General features: G+C 57.3%; 25 protein-coding genes. 7 read left to right on the top strand and 18 right to left on the bottom strand.

Annotated elements, in window-relative coordinates:
• The 11 genes from flgK to RVM24_RS06940 all read right to left on the bottom strand — a co-directional run bounded on the left by flgK (position 1) and on the right by RVM24_RS06940 (position 10,849).
• Positions 1-2,031, bottom strand: a complete 2,031-nt coding sequence (gene flgK, locus RVM24_RS06890; protein ID WP_374814237.1) for a flagellar hook-associated protein FlgK — start codon at positions 2,029-2,031, stop codon at positions 1-3.
• Between the two features lie 6 nt (positions 2,032-2,037).
• Positions 2,038-3,033: a flagellar assembly peptidoglycan hydrolase FlgJ gene (gene flgJ, locus RVM24_RS06895; RefSeq protein WP_374814238.1), complete on the bottom strand. Its 996-nt coding sequence runs from the start codon at positions 3,031-3,033 to the stop codon at positions 2,038-2,040.
• 8 nt (positions 3,034-3,041) lie between these two features.
• Complete coding sequence (locus RVM24_RS06900; RefSeq protein ID WP_106695899.1) at positions 3,042-4,136, bottom strand: flagellar basal body P-ring protein FlgI; 1,095 nt, start codon at positions 4,134-4,136, stop codon at positions 3,042-3,044.
• The gene (gene flgH, locus RVM24_RS06905; protein ID WP_431475151.1) at positions 4,133-4,834 is read right to left on the bottom strand and encodes a flagellar basal body L-ring protein FlgH; all 702 of its coding nucleotides are present in this window, start codon (positions 4,832-4,834) and stop codon (positions 4,133-4,135) included. Before flgH ends, RVM24_RS06900 begins: the two co-directional genes overlap by 4 nt.
• Positions 4,835-4,837: 3 nt before the next feature.
• Positions 4,838-5,626, bottom strand: coding sequence for a flagellar basal-body rod protein FlgG (flgG, locus tag RVM24_RS06910; RefSeq protein WP_058091106.1), 789 nt, complete (start codon positions 5,624-5,626; stop codon positions 4,838-4,840).
• A gap of 78 nt (positions 5,627-5,704) precedes the next feature.
• A complete protein-coding gene (locus tag RVM24_RS06915) occupies positions 5,705-6,457 on the bottom strand; it encodes a flagellar basal body rod protein FlgF (RefSeq protein WP_058091107.1) in 753 nt (250 codons plus the stop codon).
• 73 nt (positions 6,458-6,530) lie between these two features.
• Positions 6,531-8,432: a flagellar hook protein FlgE gene (locus RVM24_RS06920; RefSeq protein ID WP_431475152.1), complete on the bottom strand. Its 1,902-nt coding sequence runs from the start codon at positions 8,430-8,432 to the stop codon at positions 6,531-6,533.
• 28 nt (positions 8,433-8,460) lie between these two features.
• Entirely contained in the window at positions 8,461-9,138 is a 678-nt protein-coding gene (locus tag RVM24_RS06925) for a flagellar hook assembly protein FlgD (RefSeq protein ID WP_431475153.1), read from the bottom strand.
• 17 nt (positions 9,139-9,155) lie between these two features.
• Positions 9,156-9,608 carry a flagellar basal body rod protein FlgC gene (gene flgC, locus RVM24_RS06930; RefSeq protein WP_058091110.1) on the bottom strand — a complete coding sequence of 151 codons (453 nt, stop codon included), beginning with the start codon at positions 9,606-9,608 and terminating at the stop codon, positions 9,156-9,158.
• A gap of 32 nt (positions 9,609-9,640) precedes the next feature.
• Entirely contained in the window at positions 9,641-10,039 is a 399-nt protein-coding gene (gene flgB, locus RVM24_RS06935; RefSeq protein WP_058091111.1) for a flagellar basal body rod protein FlgB, read from the bottom strand.
• A 234-nt stretch (positions 10,040-10,273) separates the two neighbouring features.
• On the bottom strand, positions 10,274-10,849 hold the full coding sequence (locus tag RVM24_RS06940) for a nitroreductase family protein (protein WP_058091112.1): 576 nt from the start codon (positions 10,847-10,849) through the stop codon (positions 10,274-10,276).
• Between the two features lie 222 nt (positions 10,850-11,071).
• Between RVM24_RS06940 and RVM24_RS06945 the strand changes: the two genes are divergently transcribed.
• Positions 11,072-12,511 (top strand): adenylate/guanylate cyclase domain-containing protein, encoded by a 1,440-nt coding sequence (locus tag RVM24_RS06945; RefSeq protein WP_431475154.1) that lies wholly within the window; start codon positions 11,072-11,074, stop codon positions 12,509-12,511.
• Here the strand turns inward: RVM24_RS06945 and queF are convergent, their stop codons facing one another.
• From queF to RVM24_RS06960, 3 genes are read right to left on the bottom strand one after another with little or no spacing between them, the layout of a single operon-like run.
• The gene (gene queF / locus RVM24_RS06950; RefSeq protein ID WP_431475155.1) at positions 12,512-13,330 is read right to left on the bottom strand and encodes an NADPH-dependent 7-cyano-7-deazaguanine reductase QueF; all 819 of its coding nucleotides are present in this window, start codon (positions 13,328-13,330) and stop codon (positions 12,512-12,514) included.
• 18 nt (positions 13,331-13,348) lie between these two features.
• Positions 13,349-14,122 carry an ABC transporter permease gene (locus RVM24_RS06955; protein WP_431475156.1) on the bottom strand — a complete coding sequence of 258 codons (774 nt, stop codon included), beginning with the start codon at positions 14,120-14,122 and terminating at the stop codon, positions 13,349-13,351.
• Positions 14,119-15,069, bottom strand: coding sequence for an ABC transporter ATP-binding protein (locus RVM24_RS06960; RefSeq protein WP_061332121.1), 951 nt, complete (start codon positions 15,067-15,069; stop codon positions 14,119-14,121). Before RVM24_RS06960 ends, RVM24_RS06955 begins: the two co-directional genes overlap by 4 nt.
• 254 nt (positions 15,070-15,323) lie before the next feature.
• Here RVM24_RS06960 and RVM24_RS06965 point away from each other — a divergent pair, with 254 nt between their 5' ends.
• The gene (locus RVM24_RS06965) at positions 15,324-16,442 is read left to right on the top strand and encodes an organic solvent ABC transporter permease (RefSeq protein WP_431475157.1); all 1,119 of its coding nucleotides are present in this window, start codon (positions 15,324-15,326) and stop codon (positions 16,440-16,442) included.
• On the opposite strand, the gene RVM24_RS06970 is transcribed toward RVM24_RS06965, so the two are convergent.
• The 3 genes from RVM24_RS06970 to RVM24_RS06980 all read right to left on the bottom strand — a co-directional run bounded on the left by RVM24_RS06970 (position 16,432) and on the right by RVM24_RS06980 (position 18,866).
• Complete coding sequence (locus tag RVM24_RS06970) at positions 16,432-17,739, bottom strand: HD-GYP domain-containing protein (protein ID WP_106695902.1); 1,308 nt, start codon at positions 17,737-17,739, stop codon at positions 16,432-16,434. The two genes, RVM24_RS06965 and RVM24_RS06970, sit on opposite strands and share 11 nt — an antisense overlap.
• Before the next feature lie 177 nt (positions 17,740-17,916).
• Positions 17,917-18,513: a hypothetical protein gene (locus RVM24_RS06975; protein WP_431475158.1), complete on the bottom strand. Its 597-nt coding sequence runs from the start codon at positions 18,511-18,513 to the stop codon at positions 17,917-17,919.
• Positions 18,514-18,587: 74 nt separating this feature from the next.
• Positions 18,588-18,866, bottom strand: coding sequence for a PilZ domain-containing protein (locus RVM24_RS06980; RefSeq protein WP_058091120.1), 279 nt, complete (start codon positions 18,864-18,866; stop codon positions 18,588-18,590).
• A gap of 180 nt (positions 18,867-19,046) precedes the next feature.
• Between RVM24_RS06980 and RVM24_RS06985 the strand changes: the two genes are divergently transcribed.
• On the top strand, positions 19,047-20,060 hold the full coding sequence (locus RVM24_RS06985; RefSeq protein WP_138437558.1) for a Fe(3+) ABC transporter substrate-binding protein: 1,014 nt from the start codon (positions 19,047-19,049) through the stop codon (positions 20,058-20,060).
• A 167-nt stretch (positions 20,061-20,227) separates the two neighbouring features.
• Positions 20,228-21,916 (top strand): ABC transporter permease, encoded by a 1,689-nt coding sequence (locus tag RVM24_RS06990; RefSeq protein ID WP_061332109.1) that lies wholly within the window; start codon positions 20,228-20,230, stop codon positions 21,914-21,916.
• A gap of 87 nt (positions 21,917-22,003) precedes the next feature.
• Here the strand turns inward: RVM24_RS06990 and RVM24_RS06995 are convergent, their stop codons facing one another.
• Positions 22,004-23,671 carry an AMP-binding protein gene (locus RVM24_RS06995; protein ID WP_061332107.1) on the bottom strand — a complete coding sequence of 556 codons (1,668 nt, stop codon included), beginning with the start codon at positions 23,669-23,671 and terminating at the stop codon, positions 22,004-22,006.
• Between the two features lie 252 nt (positions 23,672-23,923).
• On the opposite strand from RVM24_RS06995, the gene RVM24_RS07000 reads away from it, so the two are divergent.
• The 3 genes from RVM24_RS07000 (at position 23,924) to RVM24_RS07010 (ending at position 26,671) form a co-directional block, all read left to right on the top strand.
• Positions 23,924-24,898 carry an ABC transporter substrate-binding protein gene (locus RVM24_RS07000; RefSeq protein ID WP_152438302.1) on the top strand — a complete coding sequence of 325 codons (975 nt, stop codon included), beginning with the start codon at positions 23,924-23,926 and terminating at the stop codon, positions 24,896-24,898.
• 66 nt (positions 24,899-24,964) lie between these two features.
• The gene (locus RVM24_RS07005) at positions 24,965-25,867 is read left to right on the top strand and encodes an ABC transporter permease (protein ID WP_431475159.1); all 903 of its coding nucleotides are present in this window, start codon (positions 24,965-24,967) and stop codon (positions 25,865-25,867) included.
• 9 nt (positions 25,868-25,876) lie between these two features.
• Positions 25,877-26,671, top strand: coding sequence for an ABC transporter ATP-binding protein (locus RVM24_RS07010; protein ID WP_061332101.1), 795 nt, complete (start codon positions 25,877-25,879; stop codon positions 26,669-26,671).
• Positions 26,672-26,708 lie beyond the last annotated feature (37 nt).

Consider the following 26,708-nt stretch of genomic DNA (forward strand, 5'->3'; position numbering starts at 1 on the left):
TTACCGGAAGCTCTGCAACAAGGTGTTGAACAGATCCTGCGCTACAGACATAACCTGTGCCGACGCGTTATAGGCCGCCTGATACTGAATCAGCTTGCCGGCTTCCTCATCCAGGTTCACGCCGGAGATCGATTCACGTTGGTTATTGGATTGCTCCAATAACGTTTTACCAGCCTCTTTATCAAGCTGGCTCTGGCGTGTTTTGACGCCGATATCCTCGACCAGGCCCGCATAGCCCTCGGTGAAGCTTTGCCGGCCACCGTTCAACGTATTGGCGGTACCCAAGGCAGCCAGCAGCTCAGCATTTCGGTTGTCGGAGATGCCGTTGCTGTTATAGCCAATGGTGAACACATCACCGTCGGCCGGCTCGCCGGTCATTTCGAACTGGTAGCCCTGGTAGAGGTCGCCGGCGGTCGGATCGTTACTGAAAATGGTGTTGATCCGCTGCGGATCATAGGCCAGGTTCGCAGGATTCAACGGGTCACCATTACCATCAAATATGGTGTAGGTAACGTCGGTGCCATCATTGCTGAATCGTATCTCCAATGGCCCGTTCGCCAGCTCGCCCCGGGTTTCAAACCCCGGCAACAGGGCATTGGTGTTCGGGTTGCGAACGTTCAGCATGTTGCCCTGATTGATCTTCGCCGTACCCAGGTTGGCATCATCCGCGTTGGCACGGATCGGGCTTGCGAATGCAAGGTCTTCTTCCCGCAGAACATTCAGATTTATATTCTCAGCGGCATTTCGGCTCGGCTGAATGAGGTACTTGTCACCGGCGTTGAACTGCCCTCCTTCCACCCGGATATTGAAACCGGGCATGGAAATCTCGGACTGTACCGGGTCTGGCAGTCGGCCCTGGTTGACGGTTTTGCCAGTGGCGGAATCAATCAGCTCGAAGTTGCGGCCGTCGCCACTGAACTGCAATGTCCAGGTGCCCGCTGGTAACAGGCTGCTATCGGTAATCTCAACCGCCAGCTGGCCATTTTTGGGATCTGCATTGTTAGCGTTGGGCACAACCCGGCTGCGCTGAAGCCCGATGTCGTTAACATCCGTAAAGAAGTTACCGCCCAGATCACCCTCGAGATCCATCCCGATTTCATGCTGATGGTTGATGGACGCTGAAATTGCAACGGCCAACCGCCCCAACTCATCGAACGCGGGTTTCAGGGCCTCCTGGTCAAACCGGCGCAGGCCGCCGAGTTTGCCGCCATTGATCTGCTCATCCACCTGCAGGGTGCGGCCACTGGTGGTCAGGGTGAACTCCAGGCGGGTGGGGTCTTCTGCACTGGTCCGGGTGGCAAACTCGGAGGCATTGGCGCCGGTTACCAGCGACAAGCCATTAGCCAGTGACACATTCACCTGGCTACCCTCTGTCTGGGTAACCCGAATGCCCACCAGTTCCGACAACTCCTTGAGCTTCTGATCACGCTGGTCCATCAGCTCCAGGGGCATCTTGCCCTGGGCCAGGCCCGGAGACTCAGAAATAGCCAGGTTCAGATCGGCGATGCTCTTGAGCAGGGAATTGGCGTCTTTCACACCCTGCTGCATCTGGGTTTTGACCGATTCCCGTTGCTGTATAAACTCCTGGTTGAGCGCCTGGAAGCGGTTAACCACCTGCTGGGCCTCACTAAGCACCAGCTGGCGTTGAGGCAGTGAGGCCGGGTCTTCCGCCGCATTCTGCAGGGCCGCGAAGAAATTGTTCAGGGCGTTATTTAACCCCGTGCTTTCGCCCCCCAAAAGGTTATCCAGCCGGGTCAGCTCAGCGTTCAGGGCGTTCTGCTCCCCGAACAGCGTGCTGTCTTCCCGCAACTGCTGGGTCAGGTACTCATCCGCCAGCCGGCGAATGTTTGAAATGGACACCCCACTGCCAATGGTACCGGCACCAGTACGCCGCCCTTCCTGGGTATCGAATTGCACTTCCTGCCGGCTGTAACCGGGTGTGTTTGCATTGGTGATGTTATTGGCGGTGGTGTTCAGCGCTGTCTGATGACTGAGCACCCCGGTCAAACCGATTCCGATCAACCCTGCCATGATGCTTTACTCCCTCGGCACGTCGCTGTTCATGGACAGCGTCATCAGAGAATCCCTGTTCATAATCCGGCGAATCTTGGAACCATACTCCGGATCAGTTGCATAACCGGCTTCCTGAAGTTTGTCTGCAAAGACTTCAGGCTGGTCGGCTGAGGACAGCACATCCCGGTACCGCGGGTTGCTGTGAAGGAAATCCACGTAATCCCTGAAGCTCGCCTCGTAATCCGGGTAGGCCCGGAAATCCGCGCGCTCCTTCATGGGTACTCCCCCACGAAACTCGGTGGTGGTAATGGTCACGGCGTCACCACCCCAGCGGGTATCGGCCTTGATACCGAACAGGTTGAAACTGGGCTGGTCGCCATCCCCTTTGATCATGTGGCGCCCCCATCCGGTTTCCAGTGCCGCCTGGGCCACCATCAACCTGGGGTCGATGCCGCTTTCTTTACCGATGCGCTCTGCAAATGGCATCAACTCGGCCACGAAGTGCTCCGGCGATTCAAAGGTCAATGGTAACTCTACCGCCGTCGCGGTTTGCTCGGGCTGCTTCTGTTCGGCCGCCTGAGTCATTTCATCGATGGCCTTCAGCTGCTCCGGCAAGTTGCGGGATATCGCCGGCACACTGCGATCATAGTCCGCCAGGGTGGCCTTGTGCCCCGCCAGCCGCTCGCCATTACTGGCCATGCCGGGTACATCGCGGCTCAGCTGCCTGACCAGCGCCTCCGCAAGACCTGTTCCACTGCCGCCAGACATGCTCAAACTGACCTGGCTGTCGAACATGTCCCGGTAGAACTCGGATTCGTTGCTGTTGAGATAGTTGCCCTCGGCAAACGCTTCACCGGCCTTACGCATGGATTTCAGCATTTCCGCCAGGAACAGGCTTTCGAACTGGCGCGCCACCTGCTCCAGGGCTGCCTGTTTATCCGATCTTGCCTGGCTCTTAAGAGCATTCAGCCCACTGAAGTCGGTGTAGATCTCGGCCTGTTTTACGCGATAGTCCTGCATGGCTACACCTAGATCACGATCAGCTCGGCACGCAGAGCGCCCGCTGTTTTCAGGGCTTCAAGCACCGCCATAACATCCCCGGGTGCTGCCCCCACCTGGTTAACGGCCTGGACAATTTCGTTAAGAGTGGTTGCAGGGCCAAACTGAAACATTCTGGCTGGGTCTTCCGTCACCGCAATCTGGGTGTTTTGCTGCAATGCAGTGTCACCCTGGGCAAACGGATTGGGCTGCACCACCTCCGGGTTTTCCTGAATGGTCACCGTCAGGTTGCCGTGGGTGACGGCCGCCGGGCTGACCCGCACGTTCTGGCCAACCACTATTGTGCCGGTGCGGCTGTTGATCACCACCCTGGCGGCTTCTTCAGCCGGCTCCACTTCGATGTTCTCAAGAATCGACAGGAAGCTGACCCGCTGGGAGGGGTCGCGGGGAGCCCGCACGGAAATGGCTGTCGCATCGTGGGCATAGGCCATATCCGGCCCCAGCGTATCGTTAATGGCTTCCACTACCCGCCGAGCGGTGGTGAAGTCGGCCCGCATCAGGTTGAAGGTGATGGTGTCACCCCGGGTAAACGGAGACTCGACTTCCCGCTCGATGGTGGCACCGTTGGGAATCCGGCCAACACTGGGCACGTTCACGGTAATCCGGGAACCGTCCTGCCCCTGGGCGCCGAAACCGCCTACCACAAGACTGCCCTGGGCCATGGCATAGACTTGGCCATCAGCGCCTTTGAGCGGTGTCATCAGAAGTGTGCCGCCTCGCAGGCTGTCTGCGTTACCAATGGAAGATACCGTAATATCCAGCTCCTGGCCGGACTTGGCGAATGGAGGCAGTGTGGCACTCACGGTGACCGCGGCGACATTTTGCAGGTTCGGGTTAACGCCATCCGGCAGCGTAATGCCGAACTGATTCATCATGTTGCGGAAGGTCTGGTTGGTGAACGGCGCTTTATCGCCGGTACCATCCAGGCCCACCACCAGGCCGTAACCGATCAACTGGTTGTTACGAACACCTTTGACCTTCGCCAGATCTTTCAGGCGGTCAGCCATCACCGGCGAGGCACACACCGCCAGCAACGCGAACACAGCAATCATTCGGCGCATCATAGCGGCCACCACTCACTGTTAAAGAACCGCGCCAGCCAGCCCATCTGGTTGGCCTGGTCAAAGTCACCGGTGCCGCCATAGGCAAAGCGGGCATCCGCTACCCGGTTGGAGGCCACGGTATTATCCGGCTTGATATCCTGCGGCCGCACCATACCGGTCAGGCGTATGTACTCGTCGCCGTTGGTCAGCGACAGCCACTTTTCACCACGAACGCGCAGGACACCGTTGGGCAGAACTTCCGTGACGGTGACGGTGATGCTGCCGGCCAGGCTGTTGCTCTGGTCCGCCTCTGCAGAACCGTTGAAGTCCCGCTCAAAGTTCGCCCTGGCATTCAGGCCAATGTTGGCCTTACCAAAGATGCTCGGCTCCGGAATGTTCAGCTCCTGGTCTTTGGTGATACTGGTTTCGGCGCTCTTGCTGGCACGGGTTGATTCCTGCAGGGTCACAGTCAACACATCACCGATGTTCAGGGCCTTGGTATCGCCGTACAGGTTGTAGTTACGGGCCGGCTGGTAGATTGCCCCGGAATCTGGATCCCGCTGCATCATGGCCTGAGCGCGTACCGGTGCAAATGCCGGATCATCCGGCATGGCCCGAGGCCGGCTCATGGCAGTGCAGCCTTGCAGAACAATCAGCACACCCACCAGTGCCAGGGTGGCGAACCGCTCTTTCTTGAAGGTGTGATGAATGATGTTCATAACTTACCCGATGTTATTGGTAATGAACTGGAGCATCTGATCGGTGGTGGAGACCACCTTGGAGTTCATCTCATAGGCCCGCTGGGTGGTGATCATATTGACCAGTTCTTCCACCACTTCGACGTTGGATGACTCAATGGTGCCCTGCTCGATATTTCCCAGACCGGCCAGGCCAGGCTCACCCTCTGCCGGGTCGCCACTGGCGTTGGTTTCCTTGAACAGGTTGTTGCCGATGGCCTGCAAGCCCTGGGGGTTGATGAAGTCCACCAGGGTGATCTGGCCAAGGTTGATTGGCGCCGCCTGGTCATCGGTTACCACAGTGACGGTGCCATCCTTACCAATCGTGATATTGGTGGCATCTTCCGGCACGTTGATATTGGGTTCCAGCGGGTAGCCATCCGGCGTGACCACATCGCCATCAGCGTTCAATTGGAACTGACCATCCCGGGTGTAAGCAATCTGGCCATCCGGCAGCTCAATCTGGAAGAAGCCACGGCCATTCACGGCCAGGTCCAGCGGCTGATCGGTAATCTGCAGGTTGCCCTGGCTGAACTGCTTGGCAGTGCCAACCACCCTCACCCCGGTACCCAGTTGCAGGCCAGACGGAAGCTCGGTGTTCTCAGTGCTCAGACCACCCGGCTGCCGGTTGATCTGGTACAGGAGATCCTGGAATACCGCCCGGTCACGCTTGAAGCCGGTGGTGTTCACGTTTGCCAGGTTGTTTGAGATGGTGGACATGTTGGTGTCCTGTGCGCTCAACCCGGTTTTGCTGACCCAAAGTGCTGGATGCATTGCTCTACTCCTTACCCGCCGGCTGCAGCGGCGATTCTTTGCCGCTTGTGGCCAGTGGATGATCTGATCTCAGTGTTATCAAAGGTTCTGCAACAGTCGTGCCGCAGCCTCGGAATTCTCGTTAGCAGTCGACATGACCTTCACCTGCATCTCGTACTGACGGGATAACTGCAGGTTGGCAATCATTTCTTCCACAGCATTAACGTTCGAACTTTCCAGAAAACCAGTGGCGACGCGCATAGCGGCATCCGGCGGCTCCGGGCCATCCAGGGCCTGATCCGGCTTACGGCGGATGAATCCATCCAGCCCCTTCTCGAGGGCATTGCCGGGCGGGTTCACCAGTTTCAGGCGGTCCACTTCCACCAGCTGATCCGGCGGGCCACCCACGGGCACAATAGAGATGGTGCCGTCTGCCCCTACCTGCAGGTTGTCAAAGGGCGGCAGGGCCACGGGGCCACCATTGCCCAGCACCAGCTCACCGCTGGCGAGGCGAACCAGGCCGTTTACATCCACCTGGAGGCTGCCGCTGCGGGTAAACACCTCTTCACCCAGATCGTTCTGCACTGCCAGCCAGCCATCGCCCTCTACGGCAACGTCCAGCTTGCGACCGGTGTCCATCAGGGCGCCGGCAGAGAGATCGGTGCCGGGGCGCTCGGTCATGGCGTAGGCGCGGGTGGGGTGGTGTTCACCAAAGACAGGCATACTGCGGGCCTGGGCAAAATCCTTTTTGAAACCGGTGGTGTTCACGTTTGCCAGGTTATTGGCATGGGCACGCTGGGCCAGCATGTTCTGCTTGGCGCCAGACATTCCAATATAAAGGGCTTTGTCCATGGGCAAACTCCTGCCGGAATTTTGACTGTTTCCAGTCATCCTGCAGGAGTCATGCCATGTTTACGGAAGGGCGTTACCGGAGGTTGATGATGGTCTGGGTGACCGCATCGGAGGTTTCAATGGTCTTGGCGTTAGCCTGGTAATTGCGCTGGGCAATGATCAGGTTCACCAGCTCTGCGGAGAGGTCCACATTGGACTCTTCCACCGAGCTTGCCTTAATGGAACCCAGGGTACCGGTATCCGGCGCGCCGATAATCGGCTGGCCGGATTCAAAGGTTTCCACCCAGGTAGTCTCACCCACCGGCGACAGCCCGTTGGTGTTGTTGAATGAGGCCAATGCTACCTGCCCTAGGGATTTGGATTGCCCGTTGGTATATCGTGCAAAGATCACACCCTGATCAGACACGTCCAGGCCAGACAAACGGCCGGTGCTGTAGCCGTTCTGGCGCTGGTCGTTGACACCAAACGCAGCGCCATATTGGGTGGTGTTCCCAAGATCTACGACAAAGGCGGACGTCGTTGGCGGCTCCGGAATGGGAGTAACCACTTCCTCGCCGGCCAATGGTGGGCCGTCTGCACCATTCGGCTCTCCGTTCGGGTCCTTCGGAACCCAGTCGGTAACCACAATCTCACCGTTCGGGTCACCGTTGATGGACTGCAAGGTGCCGTCTTCGTTGAAGCGCGCAGTGTACGGAGAAGTATCTGTACCGGCCACGAGCTCACCATCAATCTGAAGGTAGACCGACCATTCACTGACACCCACGCCGTTACCCGGCGAAGGATTCTTGACGAAGAACTGGGTCAGTTCGTGGGAATTACCCAGGCTGTCAAAAATGGTGGTTGAGGTAGCATGGTTGTAGGTTCTCTGATCCAGGGGATTGAAGGAATTGGTAATCCGCAGGTCGCCACCTGCAAAGGCATCGGCAATCTCGCTGCTCGCACCAGCCGGAAGAATGTCCTGAACCGTGCGATCAGACTGAATGTTCACATCACCCTGGAACACCTCAAGAGGCTGGTTGACCCCCGCATCGGTGCTGGCAAAACTGATACCCACATCAGAGCCTCGGTTATCAATAATCCGGATGTCGCTTCCACCATCAACCAGGGAGGCAGACAGGCTCGTGGCGCTCGACGCGTTGATGGAGTCCACCAGCCCCTGCAATGAACTGACCCCGCTGAGCGAGATAGGCACATTCTGGCCATCCAGCTCTATCCGGAATTCGGTATCACCCGCGGCTAATGCATTTTCCAGATCAGTGATCGAGAATTCCTGGCCCAGGCTGACCGCCGTGGTGGCAGAGGCAGACAGACCACGCTGCTGGTTGATGATGCCCGCCGCATCCCGTGCGGAGGTGCCAGCGGGAATAGTGATGTCTGGCGAGTTGGTACCATCCGAGTAGGCAACACGGAACACATCATCTACGGTGATATCCCCCATAGACACCGCCTGGAAATCCACCACTCGGCTCTCCAGCACAGATTGCCGGGAATCCAGGTTCAGATCGGATCGCAGATTGGTGGTGCGGCGCGGCGCCAGGTTGTCGGTTTCAATCTGAAGATCACCCCGAATACCAGACAGGTTGCCGTCGTTATCAGCGGTGTAGCCCTGAACCCGCATGTTCTGGTTGTTGGTCACAAAACCGTCTTCATCGATTCCAAACTGGCCAGCCCGAGAGTAGCGAATCTCGCCATTGTTATTCAGGATAAAGAAACCATCACCACTGATGGCCATGTCCAGGCCATTATCGGTAAAGCTGATGTTGCCCTGGCCAAAGGACTGCTTGACGTCCTGAACGCGCACACCATCACCGATCGGGTTAGTGCCGCCACTCAGAAAGCCGCTGGCGTACAAATCACCGAACTGTACCTTGCTGCCTTTGAAGCCCACCGTGCTGGCGTTGGCAATGTTGTTGCCGGTGACATCCAGATCGACCGAAGCTGCCCGAAGGCCGCTCAAACCTGTGTTAAATGCCATGACTTATACCTCCTGGTCTGACACCGGATCAGTTAATTTGTTTGACGTCGGACAGGGCAATGGAGCCCATACCGGCAAGATTGAGAGTGATCAAACCACCCTTACCCAGGGACACACTGTCCACATTGGCGCTAACCATGGTGCCCAGTTGCTCTGGGCCGGATGGATAAGAGCCCTGCGCGACAATCTGGTACGGCCCAGGCGGCAAAGGATTGCCGTTGCCGTCCTCGCCGTCCCAGCGGAACGACACCACACCGGCCTGGCTGCTGCCCATATCAATCTGGCGAACCAGCTCACCACTCTGGTTCATTACCGACAAGCGCAGCCCACCGGTAGATGCTGGCACTTCGATGGTTCCGGTAATCTCGCCATCATTACCCAAAATTCCCACATTGGAAGGCGCAAGAACGGTCTTGCCAACCATTGCAGACGCCTGCAGCGCCTGGCTGGAACGGAACTGTCCGGCCACATCCTCAACGGTACTCGACAGGTTCTGCATTTCTTCCAGAGAGCTGAACTGCGCCAGCTGAGCGATGAAATCACCGTTGTCCTGAGGGTCAAGCGGGTTCTGGTTCTTCAACTGGGCAAGCATCAGCTCCATGAAAGCATCTTTGCCAAGCTCGCTGCCGCCACGGGCTTTGTCGTCCTGCTTGATCTGATACTGGCTCAGTACGTCTGAGGCCGATGCGGAATTCACTGCACTCATGACTCACTCCTCACTATTTACTGCTGACCCAGCGTCAGGATTCGTTGCATCATGGACTTGGCAGTGTTCATGACGTCCACATTCATCTGGAAGCTGCGGGAGGAAGACATCATGTCTGCCATTTCCTCAACCACATTCACATTCGGGTAGAACACGTAACCGTCTTCATTGGCAGCGGGATGGTTGGGCTCGTAGCGCATCTGCAACTCTGCATCGCTCTCCAGGATTCCCTCAACCCGTACACCGGCACCGGGGCCGTCGTCCAGGCTGGTGCCGAAGCCCTGCTGTTGATCCGGGTTCAGCATGGCCTGCTGAATGGCGGCGAAGACTGGTTTGCGTGCCCTGTAAGCATTCTCGGTGCTGGAACTGGCAGTCTCGGCGTTCGCAATGTTGGAAGCCGTGGTATTCAGCCGCAGGGATTGTGCGGTCATGCCGGAACCGGCGATGTCAAAAATGTTGCCCAGTGACATGGCAATCTCCTCAAATCGTAAATGACTGCGGCTTACTCACCCTTCAGGGCTTTGGTCAATCCGGAAAACTTGCTGCTCAGAAACTGGAAGCTGGCCTGATAGTCCATGGCATTGCGCATGAAGCGGCTCTGCTCTTCCTGGGCATCCACGGTATTACCATCGACAGACGGCTGGTGCGGATTGCGGTAAAGCAACTCGCCGTCACTGCCGGGGCTGGAGGTGTCCATGTGGCCTTGGTGAGTGGTCGCCATTTGCAGACCACTGACCGACTCCTGGGCTTTCTGCATCATCGCCCTGAAATCGATATCCCGTGCCTTGTAGCCCGGGGTATCGGCATTGGCCAGGTTGTTGGCGAGTACTTCCGCACGCTGCACCCGGGCCTGAAGTGCGTGCTCGTGAATACCCAATGCCTTATCAAATGTAATTGCCATGACTGCCTCCGGAATTCTGCACCGGCACCGCTTGAACGGCGGCTTGCCGGATTTGCGTTCTGGAAGAGTCAAAGCAAAGGTGGTGCCAGTTTTCGAGAGTGCTTGGGCGCCAGGGCTTCTGGAGGGATGCGATCAGATTTTGAGCGGCAACGGAGAAGGGTTCAGAGCAAAGGCGGCAAACCATTTCCCTTGGCGGTTAAACGGATTGCCGCTATCAAAACATCAGCGGGAAGCTCACCAACTTTCCTGGCGCCCGGGCCCACGCCAGACCTTTACAAAATCCCCGGTAGCCGGGCGTGGCACTGAAGGTTTCTCAACCGACACCGTACCGGTATACAGGAAGCCGACGACCGTTTCCCCGGGCTCTAAACCCAACCCTTCAAGCACATCGGGATGGTAGGCCACACCCCCGGTACGCCACATCACGCCAAAACCAGCATCCTGCAGGGCAAGGCCGAGAAAGCTCATGCCCGATGCGGCAGACATAAGCTGTTCGACCTCCGGCACTTTCGGGTGGGATTTGGGCGTTGCGATTCCTACGATCACCATCGGTGCCCGCAGCGGCGCCCGCCGGGCTTTCTCGATTTCCTGCTCACTGGCGCTATCAGGACATGCCTTGGCGAACAGGTCTCCCAGGGCCTGCCGGGCATCCCCTTCCACCACAAGATAGCGCCATGGCCTCAGTAAGGCATGGTCCGGTGCCCTGGCGGCACACTGAAGGGCCACATCAACTATACTCCGCGGCGGTGCCGGGTCTTCTAATCGGGGTTCGGATGCTCTTTCGAGTAAAAATCGGGTTACAGACGTCATACTGGCTCACAGTCAAGATGGCTGTATCTGTTGCCCTAAGGGCAAAGATGCCTCAGCGAATTGTGGGTTATACGTAATACTGTTAACCTTTAGTAGTAACTACACATAGAAAAATAACCACCAACAACGATAACGTGTTCGGCGGCATACAATGAGTGACCAACAAGCTTTTCGCAACTGCAGGGCCCTGTATTCCTGCCACCGGGAAGACTCGGTTCTGACATGATGAGCGCACAGGCCGATTTGCGCAATGTCGCCAGCAGCGCGGGTAAACTCGCTTCCGCGGACATCCACGACCACACCGTGGCCATTCCGCCCATGCCGGATTATAACGGCCGAATCATCGCCTACACCGCAACGGCAGCGATTATTGTCGCCGGAATCCTCCAGGGCGTGTTTCAGCAATGGTTGCTGTGGTTTGTGGCCGGCGCACTTACCTGGCCGCACATCGCCCATTTGCTGACCAGGCGTACGTTTCTTCGCCGCTCACCACGAATCCGGCAGAAGATGCTGTTTCTGGACTGTGTTATTGGTGGCACCTTCATCGGCCTTATCGGCCTGATTGCCATTCCCTCGGTGTCCATATTGTTAATGCTGATGTTCAGTTGCCTGATTGTGGGCGGTATCCGCCAGTGGCTGTTCGGCACCGTACTCATGATCGCCTCACTTGCGGCGTCTGCAGCTACCTTTGGCGTTGCCGACAGCCTGCAATCGCCACTGCTGACCAGCATCCTGGCCCTGGCCTCTACCGGCGTCTATATTTGCGTAACCGCCTACTATTCCCACCAGCAGGCCCGCACGCTACTGCTGGCAAAAACCCAGATCCAGAACCAGCGCGAACAGTCCATCGCACTCTCCCACAAGCTATCCAAATACCTGTCCCCGCAGGTCTGGCAATCCATTTTTACCGGCGAGCGTGACGTTCGGCTGGAAACCCAGCGCAAGAAACTGGCCGTGTTCTTCTCCGACATCAAGGGCTTCACCGAACTGTCTGAAGAAATGGAACCCGAAGCCCTGACCGAACTGCTCAATCACTACTTCAATGAAATGTCAGAAGTCGCTCTCCGATACGGCGGCACCATCGATAAATTCGTTGGCGATTCCATCATGATCTTCTTTGGCGACCCGACCAGCCGCGGCCAGCGAGAAGATGCTTTCGCCTGTGTGTCGATGGCCATCGACATGCGCAAGCATATGAAGATCATGCGCCAGAAATGGCGGAGCCAGGGCATCAAAACCCCGCTTGAGATCCGTATGGGTATCAGTACCGGGTACACCACGGTGGGTAACTTTGGCGCCGAAAACCGGATGGACTACACCATTATCGGCAAGGAGGTGAACCTGGCCAGCCGGCTGGAAAGCCTCGCAGAACCTGGCGAGATTCTAGTGTCCTACGAGACCTTCTCTCTGATCAAAGATCGCATCATGTGCCGGGACAAAGGCGAGATCACCGTGAAGGGCTTCGGCAAGCCGGTGCCCATTTACGAAGTGGTGGACTTCCGCCGGGACATGGGCCCGAACCGCAGTTTCCTGGAGCATGAACACAGCGGCTTTGCCATGTACCTGGACTCCGACAAGATCACCGAAAGGGAACGCAGAGACGTACTCGCCGCCCTGGAAGACGCAGCCGACCGGCTGCGTCAGGAAGACGACGCCGACTAACTACTGCCGGACCAACCTCGGTCCGGCATCACCCTCTGCACGGGTACTGCGCCACGGGTTGATATCCAGCCCTCCACGCCGCGTGTACCGGGCACAAACCATCAATTCCGTTGGCTGGCACCGGGCCATCAAATCCGTAAACACGGTTTCCACACAGTGCTCATGGAAATCCTGCTTCTGGCGGAAACTGACCACGTAACGCAGCAAACCCGCACGGTCTATCTTCGGGCCGGTATAACGAACGAACACGCTGGCCCAGTCAGGCTGACCAGTGACCGGGCAATTGCTTTTCAGCAGGTGGGAACACAGCTGCTCGCTGACCACTTCCTCATCAGCGCTGAGTGAATCCGCCGAGTATTCGTAAACCACATCGTCTACCGGCTCGTCATCAATCAGCTCATAGCCCTGCGGCCGACCTTCCGCAGGCGCGGATTCGTCGACACTGAACAGCCGCACAGTCACGGCGGCACCACAGGCACTGGACAAGTCTGCGGTAATGGTCTCGGCAACCTGATCCGCCGATGAGAACACCGCCTGGTTCAGGGAATTCAGGTAGAGCTTCAGGGATTTACTTTCGATAATCGACGGCGACGCCGCCGGAAAACGGATCTCCCCCCAGGCAACTGCTGGCACGCCGCCCGGGCGCAACCAGGATATCTCCCACGCCTGCCAGAGGTCCTCACCAAACCATGGCCAGCGGCCATCCTCCAGCCCAATACGGCGGCGGTTTTCCTCACGGGCAACCGGGAACAACAGGGTCGGATCGTACTGATCCGGATAGTCGCTGGACTTACCCAGCGGCGCATTGTGCAAAGCCATAGTTTTTCCTGAAACCTGTCAGTGGCGGATACCCTTGCCCCGGGCAAGCATACGCAGTGCAATGGTCGCCAAAAGGACAATGAAAACCAGAATCATACCAAGGGAGACAAACGGATTAACGTCTGAGACACCCAGTATGCCGAATCGGAAACCATTCACCATATAGAGTATAGGGTTGGCCATCGACACGCCCTGCCAGAACCCCGGCAACATATCGATGCTGTAGAACACCCCACCAAGGTATGTCAGTGGTGTCAGCACAAACGTGGGCACAATGGAAATATCATCAAACTTGGTGGCCAGCATGGCATTGATAAAGCCACCCAGGGAAAACAACGCCGATGTCAGGAATACCGTCACCACCACCATGGGCAGGCTGTGAATCGATAGCCGGGTGAAGGCAAGAGACAGCAAGGTAACCACCAGGCCAATACTCAGCCCCCGGGCCATACCGCCCGCCACGTAACCGGCCAGGATAGTCCAGTTGGGAACCGGCGACACCAGAAGCTCCTCAATGCTGCGCTGAAACTTCATGGAAAAAAACGATGACACCACGTTGGCGTAGGAGTTGGTGATCACCGCCATCATGATCAGCCCCGGCACAATGAACTGCATATAGTCGTACCCGCCCATTTCACCAATGCGCGAGCCGATCAGGTTGCCGAAGATAATAAAATACAGCGTCATGGTGACCGCAGGCGGCAACAGAGTCTGGGGCCATATCCGGGTAAACCGGCGAATCTCCCGAAGTACAATGGTACAGAACGCGGTCCACAAAGCATGCAAGGTCACGCCGTCACCTCCGCCTGCCGGTTGGTCTCACGGGCGTTATCTTCCACCATGCGCACGAACAACTCTTCCAGCCGGTTGGCTTTGGTGCGCATGCTGATTACCTTGATGCCCTGCTTTTCCAGCTCAACAAAGAGGGCGTTCAGGCCCTGCCCTTTGGCCACCTCGGCCTCCAGTGCCCCGTCGTCGTTGAGTTCGCAATGAAAGCCTTCGAGCTCCGGGGCGGCATCAACGGGCTGCTCGAGATCCAGCACGAATGTTTCCACACTCAGCTGTTTAAGCAGCTCGCGCTTGCTGGTGTGCCGGATAATCTCCCCGTGGTCAATGATCGCAATATTGCGGCAAAGCGCCTCGGCTTCTTCAAGATAATGAGTGGTCAGAATGATCGTGGTGCCCTGGCGGTTCATTTCTTCCAGGAACTGCCACATAGAACGGCGCAGTTCGATATCAACGCCGGCGGTGGGCTCATCGAGAATCAGCAGGCGTGGTTCATGCACCAGCGCACGGGCAATCATCAGCCGCCGCTTCATACCGCCAGACAGCATCCGCGACGGGGTGTCGCGCTTGTCCCACAAGCCCAGTTTCCGGAGGTACTTCTCCGCCGAGATCCTGGCCTGCTTGAGTGGAATGCCGTAGTAACCGGCCTGGGTGGTGACTATGTCGAAGACCTTTTCAAACTGGTTGAAATTGAACTCCTGTGGCACCACTCCAAGGTTCAGCTTCGCGGCGGACAGTTCGGTATCGATGTCATGGCCGAACACCTTCACCCGCCCACCGGATTTGTTCACCAACGAAGACACAATGCCCAGGGTGGTGGATTTTCCAGCACCATTCGGGCCCAGAAGTGCGAAAAAATCGCCTTCCTGTACCTGAAGATCAATCCCCTTAAGCGCCTGAAAGCCACTGCTGTAGCTTTTGACCAGCCCTTCAATTTCCAATGCGTAGGTCATAACCAAACCGTTATCTGAGAGGAACGTGTGCCGAAACCGGCAAATAGGTAGAGAGCTAGGTGATTGTGGCGATCTGACGAAAATCAAGGGGGGTGAGCACAACCAGGCAGACCACCGGCAAACGCAGAAACTGCGACAGGTTTCCCGATATACCTCTGCCGCCCTCCCTATAATGCTGTTACAACAACTTACAAAAAGCCTGACACCCGGCACCGGATGCGCCAGGCCAACGCGAAGGGATTGTACGACACACTATGAGATTCGTTCACCTCACCCGCCTGCTCTTACCTTTTTCCGCTGCATTTGTTCTGGCAGGTTGCCTGGACAGCGGTGGCAGTTCCGGCTCAGACGACACCAGTACCGGGCGTGTGCACTTCCTGGGGGTTAGTGGTCTCGTTTACCAAACCGCCAGCCAGACCGGTACAACGGACGATCAGGGCCGTTTCCGCTACTATCCCGGCGAAACCCTGTCGTTCAACGTTGGCAATCTGCCCATTGTCTATGACGTTCCGGCACGGGAATACGTAACCTTTCTCGAATTTCTGCCAGAGACCCGGGACGCCCTCAACACCCCCGGCGTGAATGACGAGGAACTTCGGGATCACACCATCAGCGAACAACAGCAGCTCAACAACATCACCCTGCTGAACATGACGCGGTTTCTGATGGCCCTGAACTGGACAGAGAATGTACCTGAAGGCTCAGGCATTGATATACGCACAAGAGTCGTCGACCAGTTAAACGCCGCCCTGGACAACCCGGACCTGCCCAACGCCCTGAATTTTAACGTCAACCAGGCGGAGTTCACCGCAGAAGACTCACCCGCCAATCAACTACTGGCGCAGATCTGCTTCTACCCGGAGGACGACGAGCTTTGCTCCGCCCCACCCACAGACGACGACATCAACAACGCACCGCCACGGCCGGAAAACGACGACGACATTGATCCGGATACCGACTACCGGGAAGACCTGGATAACCTGCGTAACCGGATTCTCCAGGCCGTACGGACCCTGGAAGATGCAGACAACGAACGGGCCAGAACCTATCTACGCCGGGAGCTGAATGCCATCACCCGGGAAATCGGGCGCCGCTATTACCTGGCAGACCATAAAGCCAACCATGCCGCCAGCGACACCGAAATCAAGACGGTTGCAATCCGCAAGATCGGTGGGGAGCCAGAACTAGCTCAGTTGGAGGCAATCAGCAAACGGGAGCAGGATGTCGTTGTCCACTCCTGGAGCTGGCAAGACGCAGACGTAGACTACTTTGTGGCCGGGCCCAGTGGCGGAGAATCGGAGCTGCTTATCAACTTCAGACCAGGCAACACCTACCGCTGGGTACGCAAACAATTGCGGGTTGTTATCGATTGATCAGACTGTTCAGCGACCACCGGAATTCGCCACCGGTAACATCGTAAAGGGCTGGGTCCAATCCCTCTGTTCCGTGGGGCAGGCAGTCCCTTACAGTCACCGCTTCAGAGGCGGGACGGGATTGGTTGAATTTCGCCAGATCAATAATCCTGGCGGTTTTCAGGGGCTGGCAATCCGGGCCTTGCATCACCATCACCCGGGGCCATAGACGACGCTCTGGCGAGTGGGAAACCACCACACCCCGCTGGCCGTCGGACAGCTCCACCAGTGAACCGGTCGGGTAGATACCAATGGCCTGAATAAAGGCCTCAACCAGGTCCTCCTGGAATTCGATATTGCGCATGTCGTACAGCAGGGAAACCGCTTTAGCGGGGGTCAAGGGCTGCTGATCATCACGGGGTGCCGTCATCGATTCAAAAAACTCAGCGATGCCAGCCACCTTGGCCAGCAGCGGAATACGGTCTCCACGGATCCCCTGCGGGAAACCGGAACCGTTGTGACGTTCCCGATGCCCCTGCACCACACTCATCACCGCACGTGACAAGCCGGCGTGTTCAAGCAGTTTCACGCCCCGGGTTACGTAGCTACGATACTCCGCGTATTCCTCCGGCCCGAGTTGATGCTCACGCATCAGCAGGTCTTTCGGCAGCTCGGTCTTGCCCACCTGAGACAGCAAACAACCGGTGCCAAGATGGTTCAGCAGGCCCTCATTCAGACCAAGCTGACGACCACAGACCAATGCCCAAACGGCGGTATTGATCGCATGGCGATAGATGTAATCGTCATACTGACGGGTGCGGCTCAGCCACAACAACGCATCCGGCTGGCGGGCAACACTTGCCACCATTTTACGGGCCACCTCGGCAGCCGGCCGAAGATCCGGCATCTGGCCAGATTGAGCTGTCGCGAATGTCTCCTTAAGCGCTTTCTCAGCATCCGCCAGCAAGCGGCGGGAAACCTTTACTTCTCTCTTGAGCGTGGTGGCGGTCTGGTAGATGACTGGCTCACGAATACTCAACGGAGCCAGTTGCAGCTCCTCCCGGCCGTTGGTACGGCTGGTGGACGCCTTACGGAAGGATTTTCCGGTCTCTTTACTCAGGGCGGCAGAATCCCGGCTCTCAGCCACATCGACCATCACCCACTTACAGTGGGAAACCAGCGCCCGAATGTCGTTCTGGGAGCGGATATAGAAGCCCTGAATGGGGAACGGGGTCTGATGCCACGGCCGATCCAGGTCAGACACGAACATGCCGACCTCCAGATCATGAACCGCGATTTTCTTCTGCTGGACTCCCACCGCACACCTCAGAAAACTGGATTATTGGATATCAACCAGTTTGCCACTCTGGTTAAAAGACACCATTACAGTTTGGTATCCAAACACCACAGAAAGGAAACAAGGAGTAACGCAAGTTATCAAACCGCAACGAAATGTAGCATCGTGAACGGCATCACAGGCTGAATGCCACACTCGTCAGTCTTCTTTACACTCACTTTCGTTGAACGATGGCAGGCGGGCGCTGAGCGTGCCCCTGGGAACTTTTCTGGCGTGAACGGTATAAGCAACCGGCGACGGACGCAGATAATCCATGTTTACCTCGTCATCACCCCGCTTAACCACTACAGATTCCGGCCGGCAGCTCACCAGCAGGCCGAAACTCGACCCTATATCGGCGACACCCTGCAGGGTCGCTCCCTGCTCAACCGCTACACACACATCCTTGCCCGTAGCCGGCTGGCCAGTGGCTGCGATTCGGTCTTTCCCAGGCTCACCACAGGCCCTGATACCCTCGCCACAGGCGCCGCTGTCACTGTGGTTCTGGTCAGTGATACGCCACACCCTTTCGCTGCACTGGGTTTCCAGCCGGATAGGCGTCGCCTTGTTGTTGGCCAGCCACCAGCCGGGGTATTCGGCACTTTGCCAGGACACCCTCACCTGGCGGGTTTCGCCTGCGGAGGTCTCGGCCGGGAACATCGCATAGTGTGTGTAGTAACTGGCGCAGCCGTTCAACACAAGCAATGAACACAACACCGCCACTAACCCGGAACGCCCTGAAAAAGCGAAAGTCATCAGTAAAGCCGTCCTTTTCAAAACTCAGACTCGAAGGCTTCCATTATCGGGATTGGGCGGGGACATTCCACGGACTATTCATCATTCTGGTCAAACTGCAGGCCAAAACCGTCGTTGGTCTGCCGCACCACCACCATATCGAGTGTAGGTGCCGGCACCGGCAAACCCTGCACCTGCACGGTTACCTTGTCGCCTAACTGCGGCGCAAAAGGCTCGTCGTTGAGTACGATGAATACGCCTCCGTCCGAGATATCCCGGGTTGAAAACACGAATTCACCAAACTGTTCGTGTACCACCTTAACTTTCGCACTCAAAGCGGTGCGGCTGTGCACTCTGCGATCGTTGTCTACCATACCCCGGGAACCCTGCTTTTGGCCTGTTTTTTATAGTGTTATCAAGCATAACACCATTTTTACACAAATATCCCTCCGGCGTTATTGACTCAAACCGTGATAGCAATGAGAATAGTTGTCGTTTTTAACTGCCTGTGAGTTTATCTATCAGGTGAGCCAGACAAAAGGAAGGAAAACACTATGCGAATGAAACTAGCAGCCGCTGTTGCCATCGCCCTGACCGCCACACCGATGGCTGCCACCGCCGATGGCGAAGTAAACATCTATTCCTACCGCCAGGCTTATCTGCTGGAGCCGCTGTTGAATGCCTTTACCGATGAAACCGGCATCAAGACCAACGTTGTCTTCGCCAAGCAGGGTCTGGCAGAACGTCTGGAACGTGAAGGCCGTAACAGCCCGGCCGACGTGGTTATGACGGTCGATATCTCCCGCATCAACGAGCTGGTTGAAAAAAACCTGGTCGCGGAAGTAGACAGCGACACCGTTAACAAGAACATTCCGGAAAACCTGCGTCACCCGGACGGCAAGTGGTTTGCCCTGACCACCCGTGGCCGCCTGATCTTCACCTCCAAAGACCGGGTTGAAGAAGGCGAGATCAGCACCTACGAAGACCTGACCGATGCAAAATGGAAAGGCCGTATCTGCACCCGTAGCGGCAAGCACCCGTACAACGTAGCGCTGGTGTCTTCCATGATCGCCCATCATGGCGAAGAAAAGGCTCAGGAGTGGCTCCAGGGCGTTAAAGACAACCTGGCACGCAAGCCCCAGGGCGGTGATCGTGACCAGATCAGAGCTATTGCCGAAGGCGTGTGCGACCTTGCCCTGGGTAACAGCTATTACTACGGCAACATGCTGATGGACGAAAACCAGCGCCCGACCGCCGAGCAGGTCAACCTGGTGTTCCCGAACGCTAACGATCGTGGCACCCACGTGAACATCAGTGGTATTTCTCTGACCCAGAGTGCGCCCAACAAGGACAACGCCATCAAGCTGATCGAGTTCCTGTCCTCACCGAGCGCACAGCGCATCTACGCCGAGGCCAACTCTGAGTACCCGGCAAACCCGGAAGTCAAGCCAACCGGCATGGTTGCTGAGTGGGGCGAAATGAACCCGGACACCCTGTCGTTGCAGGAAATCGCCAACAACCGCAACGCAGCCGTTCGCCTGATTGATCGCGTCGACTACGACGGCTAACCAATTGGCGCCGACATCAGGCGCCTATCAGAAAGGGTACCAACAGCACGTTGGTACCCTTTTTAGTGTCTGTTTCAGAGACAGAAATGACCCCCGTCATTGCAGTGAGCCCCCTCAGTATCTAAAATCGCAATTCTTCTCATCACCACTTCCATAACGGGACAAGCATGACCGAGGTCGTTTCCAGTGCCAATCCGGGGCTTTCGCAACCACTTCTGGCCAAACGCACCTCGAAACGATGGATGATCAGTGCCCTGATCACCACGGCCATCGTCGCTTTACCGGTCTTCTCTGTGCTTTACCTGGCCTTGTTCCCTGATGAGAACATCTGGCCACACCTGATGGAAACCACCCTGCCCCGCTACCTCACAACCACCATCAAACTGATGATTGGCGTGGGCATCCTCACATTGATCATCGGGCTTTCCACCGCCTGGGCGGTCACCATGTGCGAGTTCCCGGGGCGAAAATTCTTCGAGTGGGCCCTGCTGCTGCCCTTTGCGGTGCCGGCCTACGTGATTGCCTACGTTTATACCAGCCTGCTCGACTACGCTGGGCCGGTCCAGAAAGCCCTACGGGAATGGTTTGGCTGGCAAAGCGCCGCAGACTACTGGTTCCCGGAAATTCGCAGCCTGGAAGGGGCGGTCCTGATGATCGGCCTGGTGCTGTACCCTTACGTTTACCTATTGGGCCGCGCTGCCTTCATGGAGCAATCGCCGTCGCTGTTTGCGGTCAGCCGCAGCCTTGGCCATTCGGCCATCAGTACGTTTTTCCGGGTAGTATTGCCCATCGCCCGGCCCGCCATCGCGGTAGGCTTGTCACTGGTACTGATGGAAACCCTGAACGACTTCGGCACCGTCGACTTCTTTGCCGTACAAACCCTCACCCTGGGCCTGTTCGATACCTGGATGAACCTGGGCAACCTGGGCGGAGCGGCCCAGATCGCCACCACCATGCTTATGTTCGTGGTGATCCTGGTGACACTGGAACGCTACTCTCGCCGGCGCCAGCAACAATTTGCCGCCCGCGATAACCGCGACCCCATCCACCGCTTTACCATGTCTTTTCCGCGGCAGATGATTTGCCTGGCCGTATGCGCCGTCCCACTGGTATTCGGGTTCATCATTCCGGGCGCCACCCTTGGCTACTACGCCTGGGAATACTTTGATGAAAGCTGGAACCCGAACTTCATTCGCAACACCTTTAACAGCCTGTTCCTGTCTGGTACCGCAGCGCTGACCACCCTGCTGATTGGTGTTACCCTCGCCTACAGCCGCCGGCTGCACAATACCCGGGGCATGCAGGTGCTGATGCGCCTTTCCAGCCTGGGTTACGCCATGCCCGGCGCGGTGCTTGCGGTTGGGGTCATTATTCCTTTGGCCGGTTTCGACAACTGGTTCGATGGCCTGATGCGGGATTACTTTGGCTTCAGCACCGGCCTGCTGCTGAGCGGCACTGCGTTTGCCCTGGTGTTTGCCTACACGGTTCGCTTTTTGGCGGTTTCCGCTGGCAGTGTGGAAAGCGCCCTGCAAAAAATCACACCCAGCATGGACATGGCCTCGCGCTCGCTGGGTCACACACCCGGTAAAACCCTGGTGAAGGTGCATCTGCCCATGCTCAGGGGCACCTTGGTGACAGCGGCCCTGGTGGTGTTTGTAGACTGCATGAAGGAACTGCCCGCCACCCTGATACTGCGTCCATTCAACTACGAAACCCTGGCCACCTACGTGTACCAGTTTGCTTCCGATGAGCAGCTGTACCACAGTGCACTGCCCTCCCTGATCATCGTGCTGGCGGGCATCATTCCGATCATTCTGATGAGCCGGTCCATCTCCAATTCCAGGACCATGACCTGATTTCGGCTGGCTCAGTTGCGGATTCAGAAACAAGAAGGCCCGGCAATTTGCCGGGCCTTCTTGTTTACCGCGTAGAGCGTTCTGCCATTACTGCCAGATAACCGGCTGCTTCTTCGCGTACCAGCTATCCACTTTCTCCTGGTAAGCGTCTTCAACCACGTTACGCTTGAGCTTCAGCGTCGGGGTCAGGAAGCTGTTCTCGATGGACCACTCATCGCTGACCACAGTAATGAACGCCAGTTGCTCGTGGGGATCAACGGTTTTGTTCACGTCTTTGATCAGCTGAGTGAAGCTCTCTTCAATTTCCTTGCGGAAGCTTTCATCGGCCATCTTCGGGCGAATCTCCTCACCCAGCAGCACCAGGGCATGGGGCTGGGTCTGGTTGGCACCAGACACACACACCATTTCAATGGCGTCATGGGACATCAGACGATTCTCAATCGGCGCAGGGGCAATGTACTTGCCCTTGCTGGTCTTGAAGATCTCCTTGATGCGGCCCGTCAGCTTCAGGCGGCCCATCTCATCGATCTCGCCCTTGTCGCCGGTCTTCAGGAAGCCATCCTCGGTAAAGGTTTCCTTGGTTTTCTCTTCGTCCTTGTAGTAACCCATCATGGTGGCCGGGCTCTTCACCAACACTTCGCCCTGCTCGCTGATTTTCACCTCAACACCCGGCAGCGCCTCGCCCACGTAACCGGTACGGGTACGGCCCGGCTTGTTCATGTGCGAATAGGCAAAGTTCTCAGACATGCCGTAGCCTTCCAGCAGCTCCAGGCCCAGGTTGCGGTACCAGTCCAGCACATCGTTGGACAGCGGCGCGGAGCCGGAGCCAGCCAGCTTGACCTTGTCCAGGCCAAGGCCTTTGAGGACTTTCTTCTTGATCAGCTTGTTGACCAGCGGAATCTTCAGCAACCGCTCGAGCTTCTGCTTGGGCACCTTCTGCAGCACACCGTGCTGGAACTTCACCCACAGGCGCGGCACAGACAGGAACAGCGTCGGCTGCGCCCGCTGCAGATCCTGGACAAAGGTATCCAGGGACTCAGCAAAATACAGATGGAAGCCGGCATACAGAGAGCCCAACTCTACAAAGGTACGTTCGAACACGTGGGCCAGCGGCAGATAAGACAGCATGCGCTCTTCGGGGCCCACACCCAGAGTCTCAATGCCACCAGCAGCGGCAAACGCCATATTTTCGAAGCTGAGCATTACACCCTTGGGCCGACCAGTACTGCCAGAGGTGTACACAATGGTTGCCAGCTCTTCCGGCTCACGGTGCACCTGACCTTCCAGCGGCGGGTACTTGGCCACGATGTCGTCCCAGGTCTCGAAATCGTTGGGGGGGCTCAGGGGGTAGGAAATGCAACGCACGGAATCCGGAACGCCCGGCTTCATGCTGTCCCAGTCGTCCAGCTTACCCACAAACAGAACCTCGCATTCGGCGTGGTTCAGGATGTAGTTGACGGTATCCGCATTCAGGGTCGGGTACAGGGGTACGGATATATGGCCAGCCAACCAGATTGCCCAGTCGGTCATGATCCATTGCGCGCAGTTCTTCGAAATAAGACCAATACGGCTCTTTTCCGGCAGGTTAAGGGACTTCAGGTAAGACGCCATCCTGCGGGCTTCATCAATTGCCCGGCCCCAGGTGTATTCAACCACCTTGCCGTTGCCAATCGGCTGAGTCATGTAAGGGGAATCAGCTTTCGTGGCTTCCCAGTGGTACAGCATATCGAGGGGAAGTTTGTTTGTTGTGTCCATGGACCTTCCTAGTTTGTCTTTATAGTTGGGGGGTATCGTATTATTAGACTTTCGTAGCCTATTTCAACACACCCCTGCACGTCAAAACGTGACAAAACCAAAATATCTGCATTTCAGACAAATGCGCAATAGCAACTGATAAAGTATCGCCCATCCCTACCCCGAAACCTATATCCCTGTGGTAAACTTGCGCACTTTCATTTTTCCGCCCCGGCAAACGGGGACCTCAGTCACTGACTCGGAGATGGGCATATGGCCAAGAAGACCTTGCGCACCCTGATCGGCGCTTCGCTGCTGGCAGCAGCAAGCCTGGTTCAGGCTGAAGAAACCCGTGTAGTTGCCATCACGCAGATTGTTGAGCACCCGGCACTGGATGCCGCTCATGAAGGCATCAAAGATGAACTGGCCGAGCGCGGCTACCGCGTGGGTGAAAACCTTCGCCTGATGCACGAAAGCGCCCAAGGCAACTCAGCGATTGCCTCCCAGATTGCCCGCAAGTTTGTGGGTGAAAGCCCGGACGTGATTGTTGCCATCGCTACCCCGTCTGCCCAGACCGTAGCAGCCGCAGCCCGCAACATTCCGGTTGTCTTCTCAGCAGTGACAGACCCCGTGGCGGCCAAACTGGTCCAGAGCCTTGAGACACCGGGCGCCAATATCACAGGCGTAAGCGACATGCTGCCTATTGAGAAGCATTTGGACATGCTCCAGCGCATCATGCCGGATGCCAAGCGCATCGGCACCGTTTACAACCCCGGTGAAGCGAATGCCGCCGCCCTGATTGATCTGCTTGAAGAGCGCCTGGCGGCCCGCGACATGCAACTGGTTAAAGGTGCTGCCACCAAGACCTCTGAAGTGCTGGGTGCGGCCCGCTCGCTGGTCGGCAAGGTAGATGCCATCTACCTGACCACCGACAACACCGTGATCAGTGCCGCCGAGGCGGTCATTTCCGTTGGCGAACGTTCCAAGATTCCGGTATTCGCGGCAGACACCGCCACTGTTGAGCGTGGCGCGGTTGCCGCTCTCGGTTTCAACTACTACAACCACGGCCGCCAGACCGGCGCCATGGTTGTGCGCATTCTGGAAGGTGCCGGCACCGCCGACATGCCCGTTGAAACCATGGAAGAGCTGGACCTATACGTAAACCCGGCCGCCGGTGAGCGCATGGGTATTACCCTGTCCGAAGACCTCATCCAGGACGCAAAAGAAGTCGTCAAAAGCGACAAGTAACGCCTGACCAACACGGGCGGACCCCACAAGGGCCCGCCCGTTTTCTTTCACGGTGATTAACTACCCATGCTCAGTGAAATTGCATTCTACGGTGCTCTTGAAACCGGCCTGATCTACGGCCTGGTTGCCTTTGGTATTTACCTCTCTTTCCGTGTTCTCGACTTCCCCGACCTGACAGTGGACGGCAGCTTCCCCCTGGGTGCCGCTGTGGCCGCCGTTCTGATCCTGGAAGGCTGGAACCCGTGGGTTGCCACCGGCTTCGCCGTGCTGGCAGGCATGGCGGCAGGTGCTGTAACAGCCATCCTGAACGTCAAACTCAACATCCTGAACCTGCTGGCCTCCATCCTGACCATGATTGCGCTGTACTCGGTAAACCTGCGCATCATGGGCCGGCCGAATATCGCATTGCTATCAGAAGAAACGGTGCTGACGCCCTGGTATTCCCTGGGCCTGGAGTTCCATCAGGTACCGGTGATTCTGTTCCTGATCGTTGTGGCGGTATCCCTGGTGCTGCTGTGGCGCTTCATGAAATCGGAAACCGGCCTGGCCATGCGCGCTACCGGCTCCAACGCCCGCATGGCGCGGGCACAGGGCATTGCCACCGGCGGTATGATTATCCTCGGCGTAGCCCTGTCTAACGGCCTGGTTGGCCTGGCCGGCGCCCTGTTCGCCCAGAGCCAGGGCGCCGCCGATGTCACCATGGGTGTGGGCGTGATTGTTATTGGCCTGGCTTCCCTGATTGGCGGCGAGGCGGTACTCACCCCGTCTACCGTTATGCGTGCCCTGCTGGCCTGCGTGATCGGCGCCATCATCTACCGTTTGGCCATTGCCTTCGCACTGAATGCAGACGTACTTGGCCTGCAGGCCCAGGATCTGAACCTGATTACTGCGGTACTGGTTACCCTGGCGATTGTTCTGCCCGGCGTTCGTACCAATCTCACTAACCGCTTCAGCCGCAAAAAAGCCTGAGGAGGCACTATGATCAGCGCAACCGATCTACGGCTTACCTTCGGCAAGGGTACGCCACTGGAAAACCCGGCACTGCGGGGTATGAGCCTGACCGTTAACCAGGGTGAGTTTGTGACCGTTATCGGCAGTAACGGGGCCGGCAAATCCACCTTCCTGAACGCCCTCTCGGGCGAGGTGATGGTGGACAGCGGCCAGATTATTGTCGACAACCAGGACGTTACCCGCCTGCCCACCCACAAACGGGCTTCGCGAGTGGCGCGGGTGTTCCAGGACCCCCTGGCCGGCACCTGTGAGAACCTGTCCATCGAGGAAAACCTGGCACTGGCCATCAAGCGCGGCCAGCGCCGTGGCCTCACCACAGCGGTAAAAGGCAAGTACCTGCCGCAATTCCGGGACAGCCTGGCCACGTTGAAGCTGGGCCTGGAAAACCGCCTGGGCGACAAGATGGGCCTGCTCTCCGGTGGCCAGCGCCAGGCCGTTAGCCTGCTGATGGCCAGCCTGACACCGTCCAGCATCCTGCTGCTGGACGAGCACACCGCTGCCCTCGACCCGAAAACCGCCAACTTTGTTCTTGAGCTCACGCAAAAGATCATCGAAGAACAGAAGCTGACCGCCCTGATGGTCACCCACAGCATGAAGCAAGCTCTGGAAGTGGGCAGCCGCACGGTCATGCTGCACCAGGGCCAGGTGGTGTTCGACATTGCCGGTAAAGACCGGGAAGGCCTGGAAGTAAAAGACCTGCTCGGCCTGTTCGAGAAACAGCGCGGGCTGGAAGTGGACGACGACAGCCTGTTACTGGGCTAAACCATTTCCGCAATAAAAAACGGGGCCACGAAGGCCC

It is taken from the genome of Marinobacter sp. KM021 (genome assembly GCF_050707965.1).
In the GTDB taxonomy this organism is placed as follows: domain Bacteria; phylum Pseudomonadota; class Gammaproteobacteria; order Pseudomonadales; family Oleiphilaceae; genus Marinobacter; species Marinobacter shengliensis.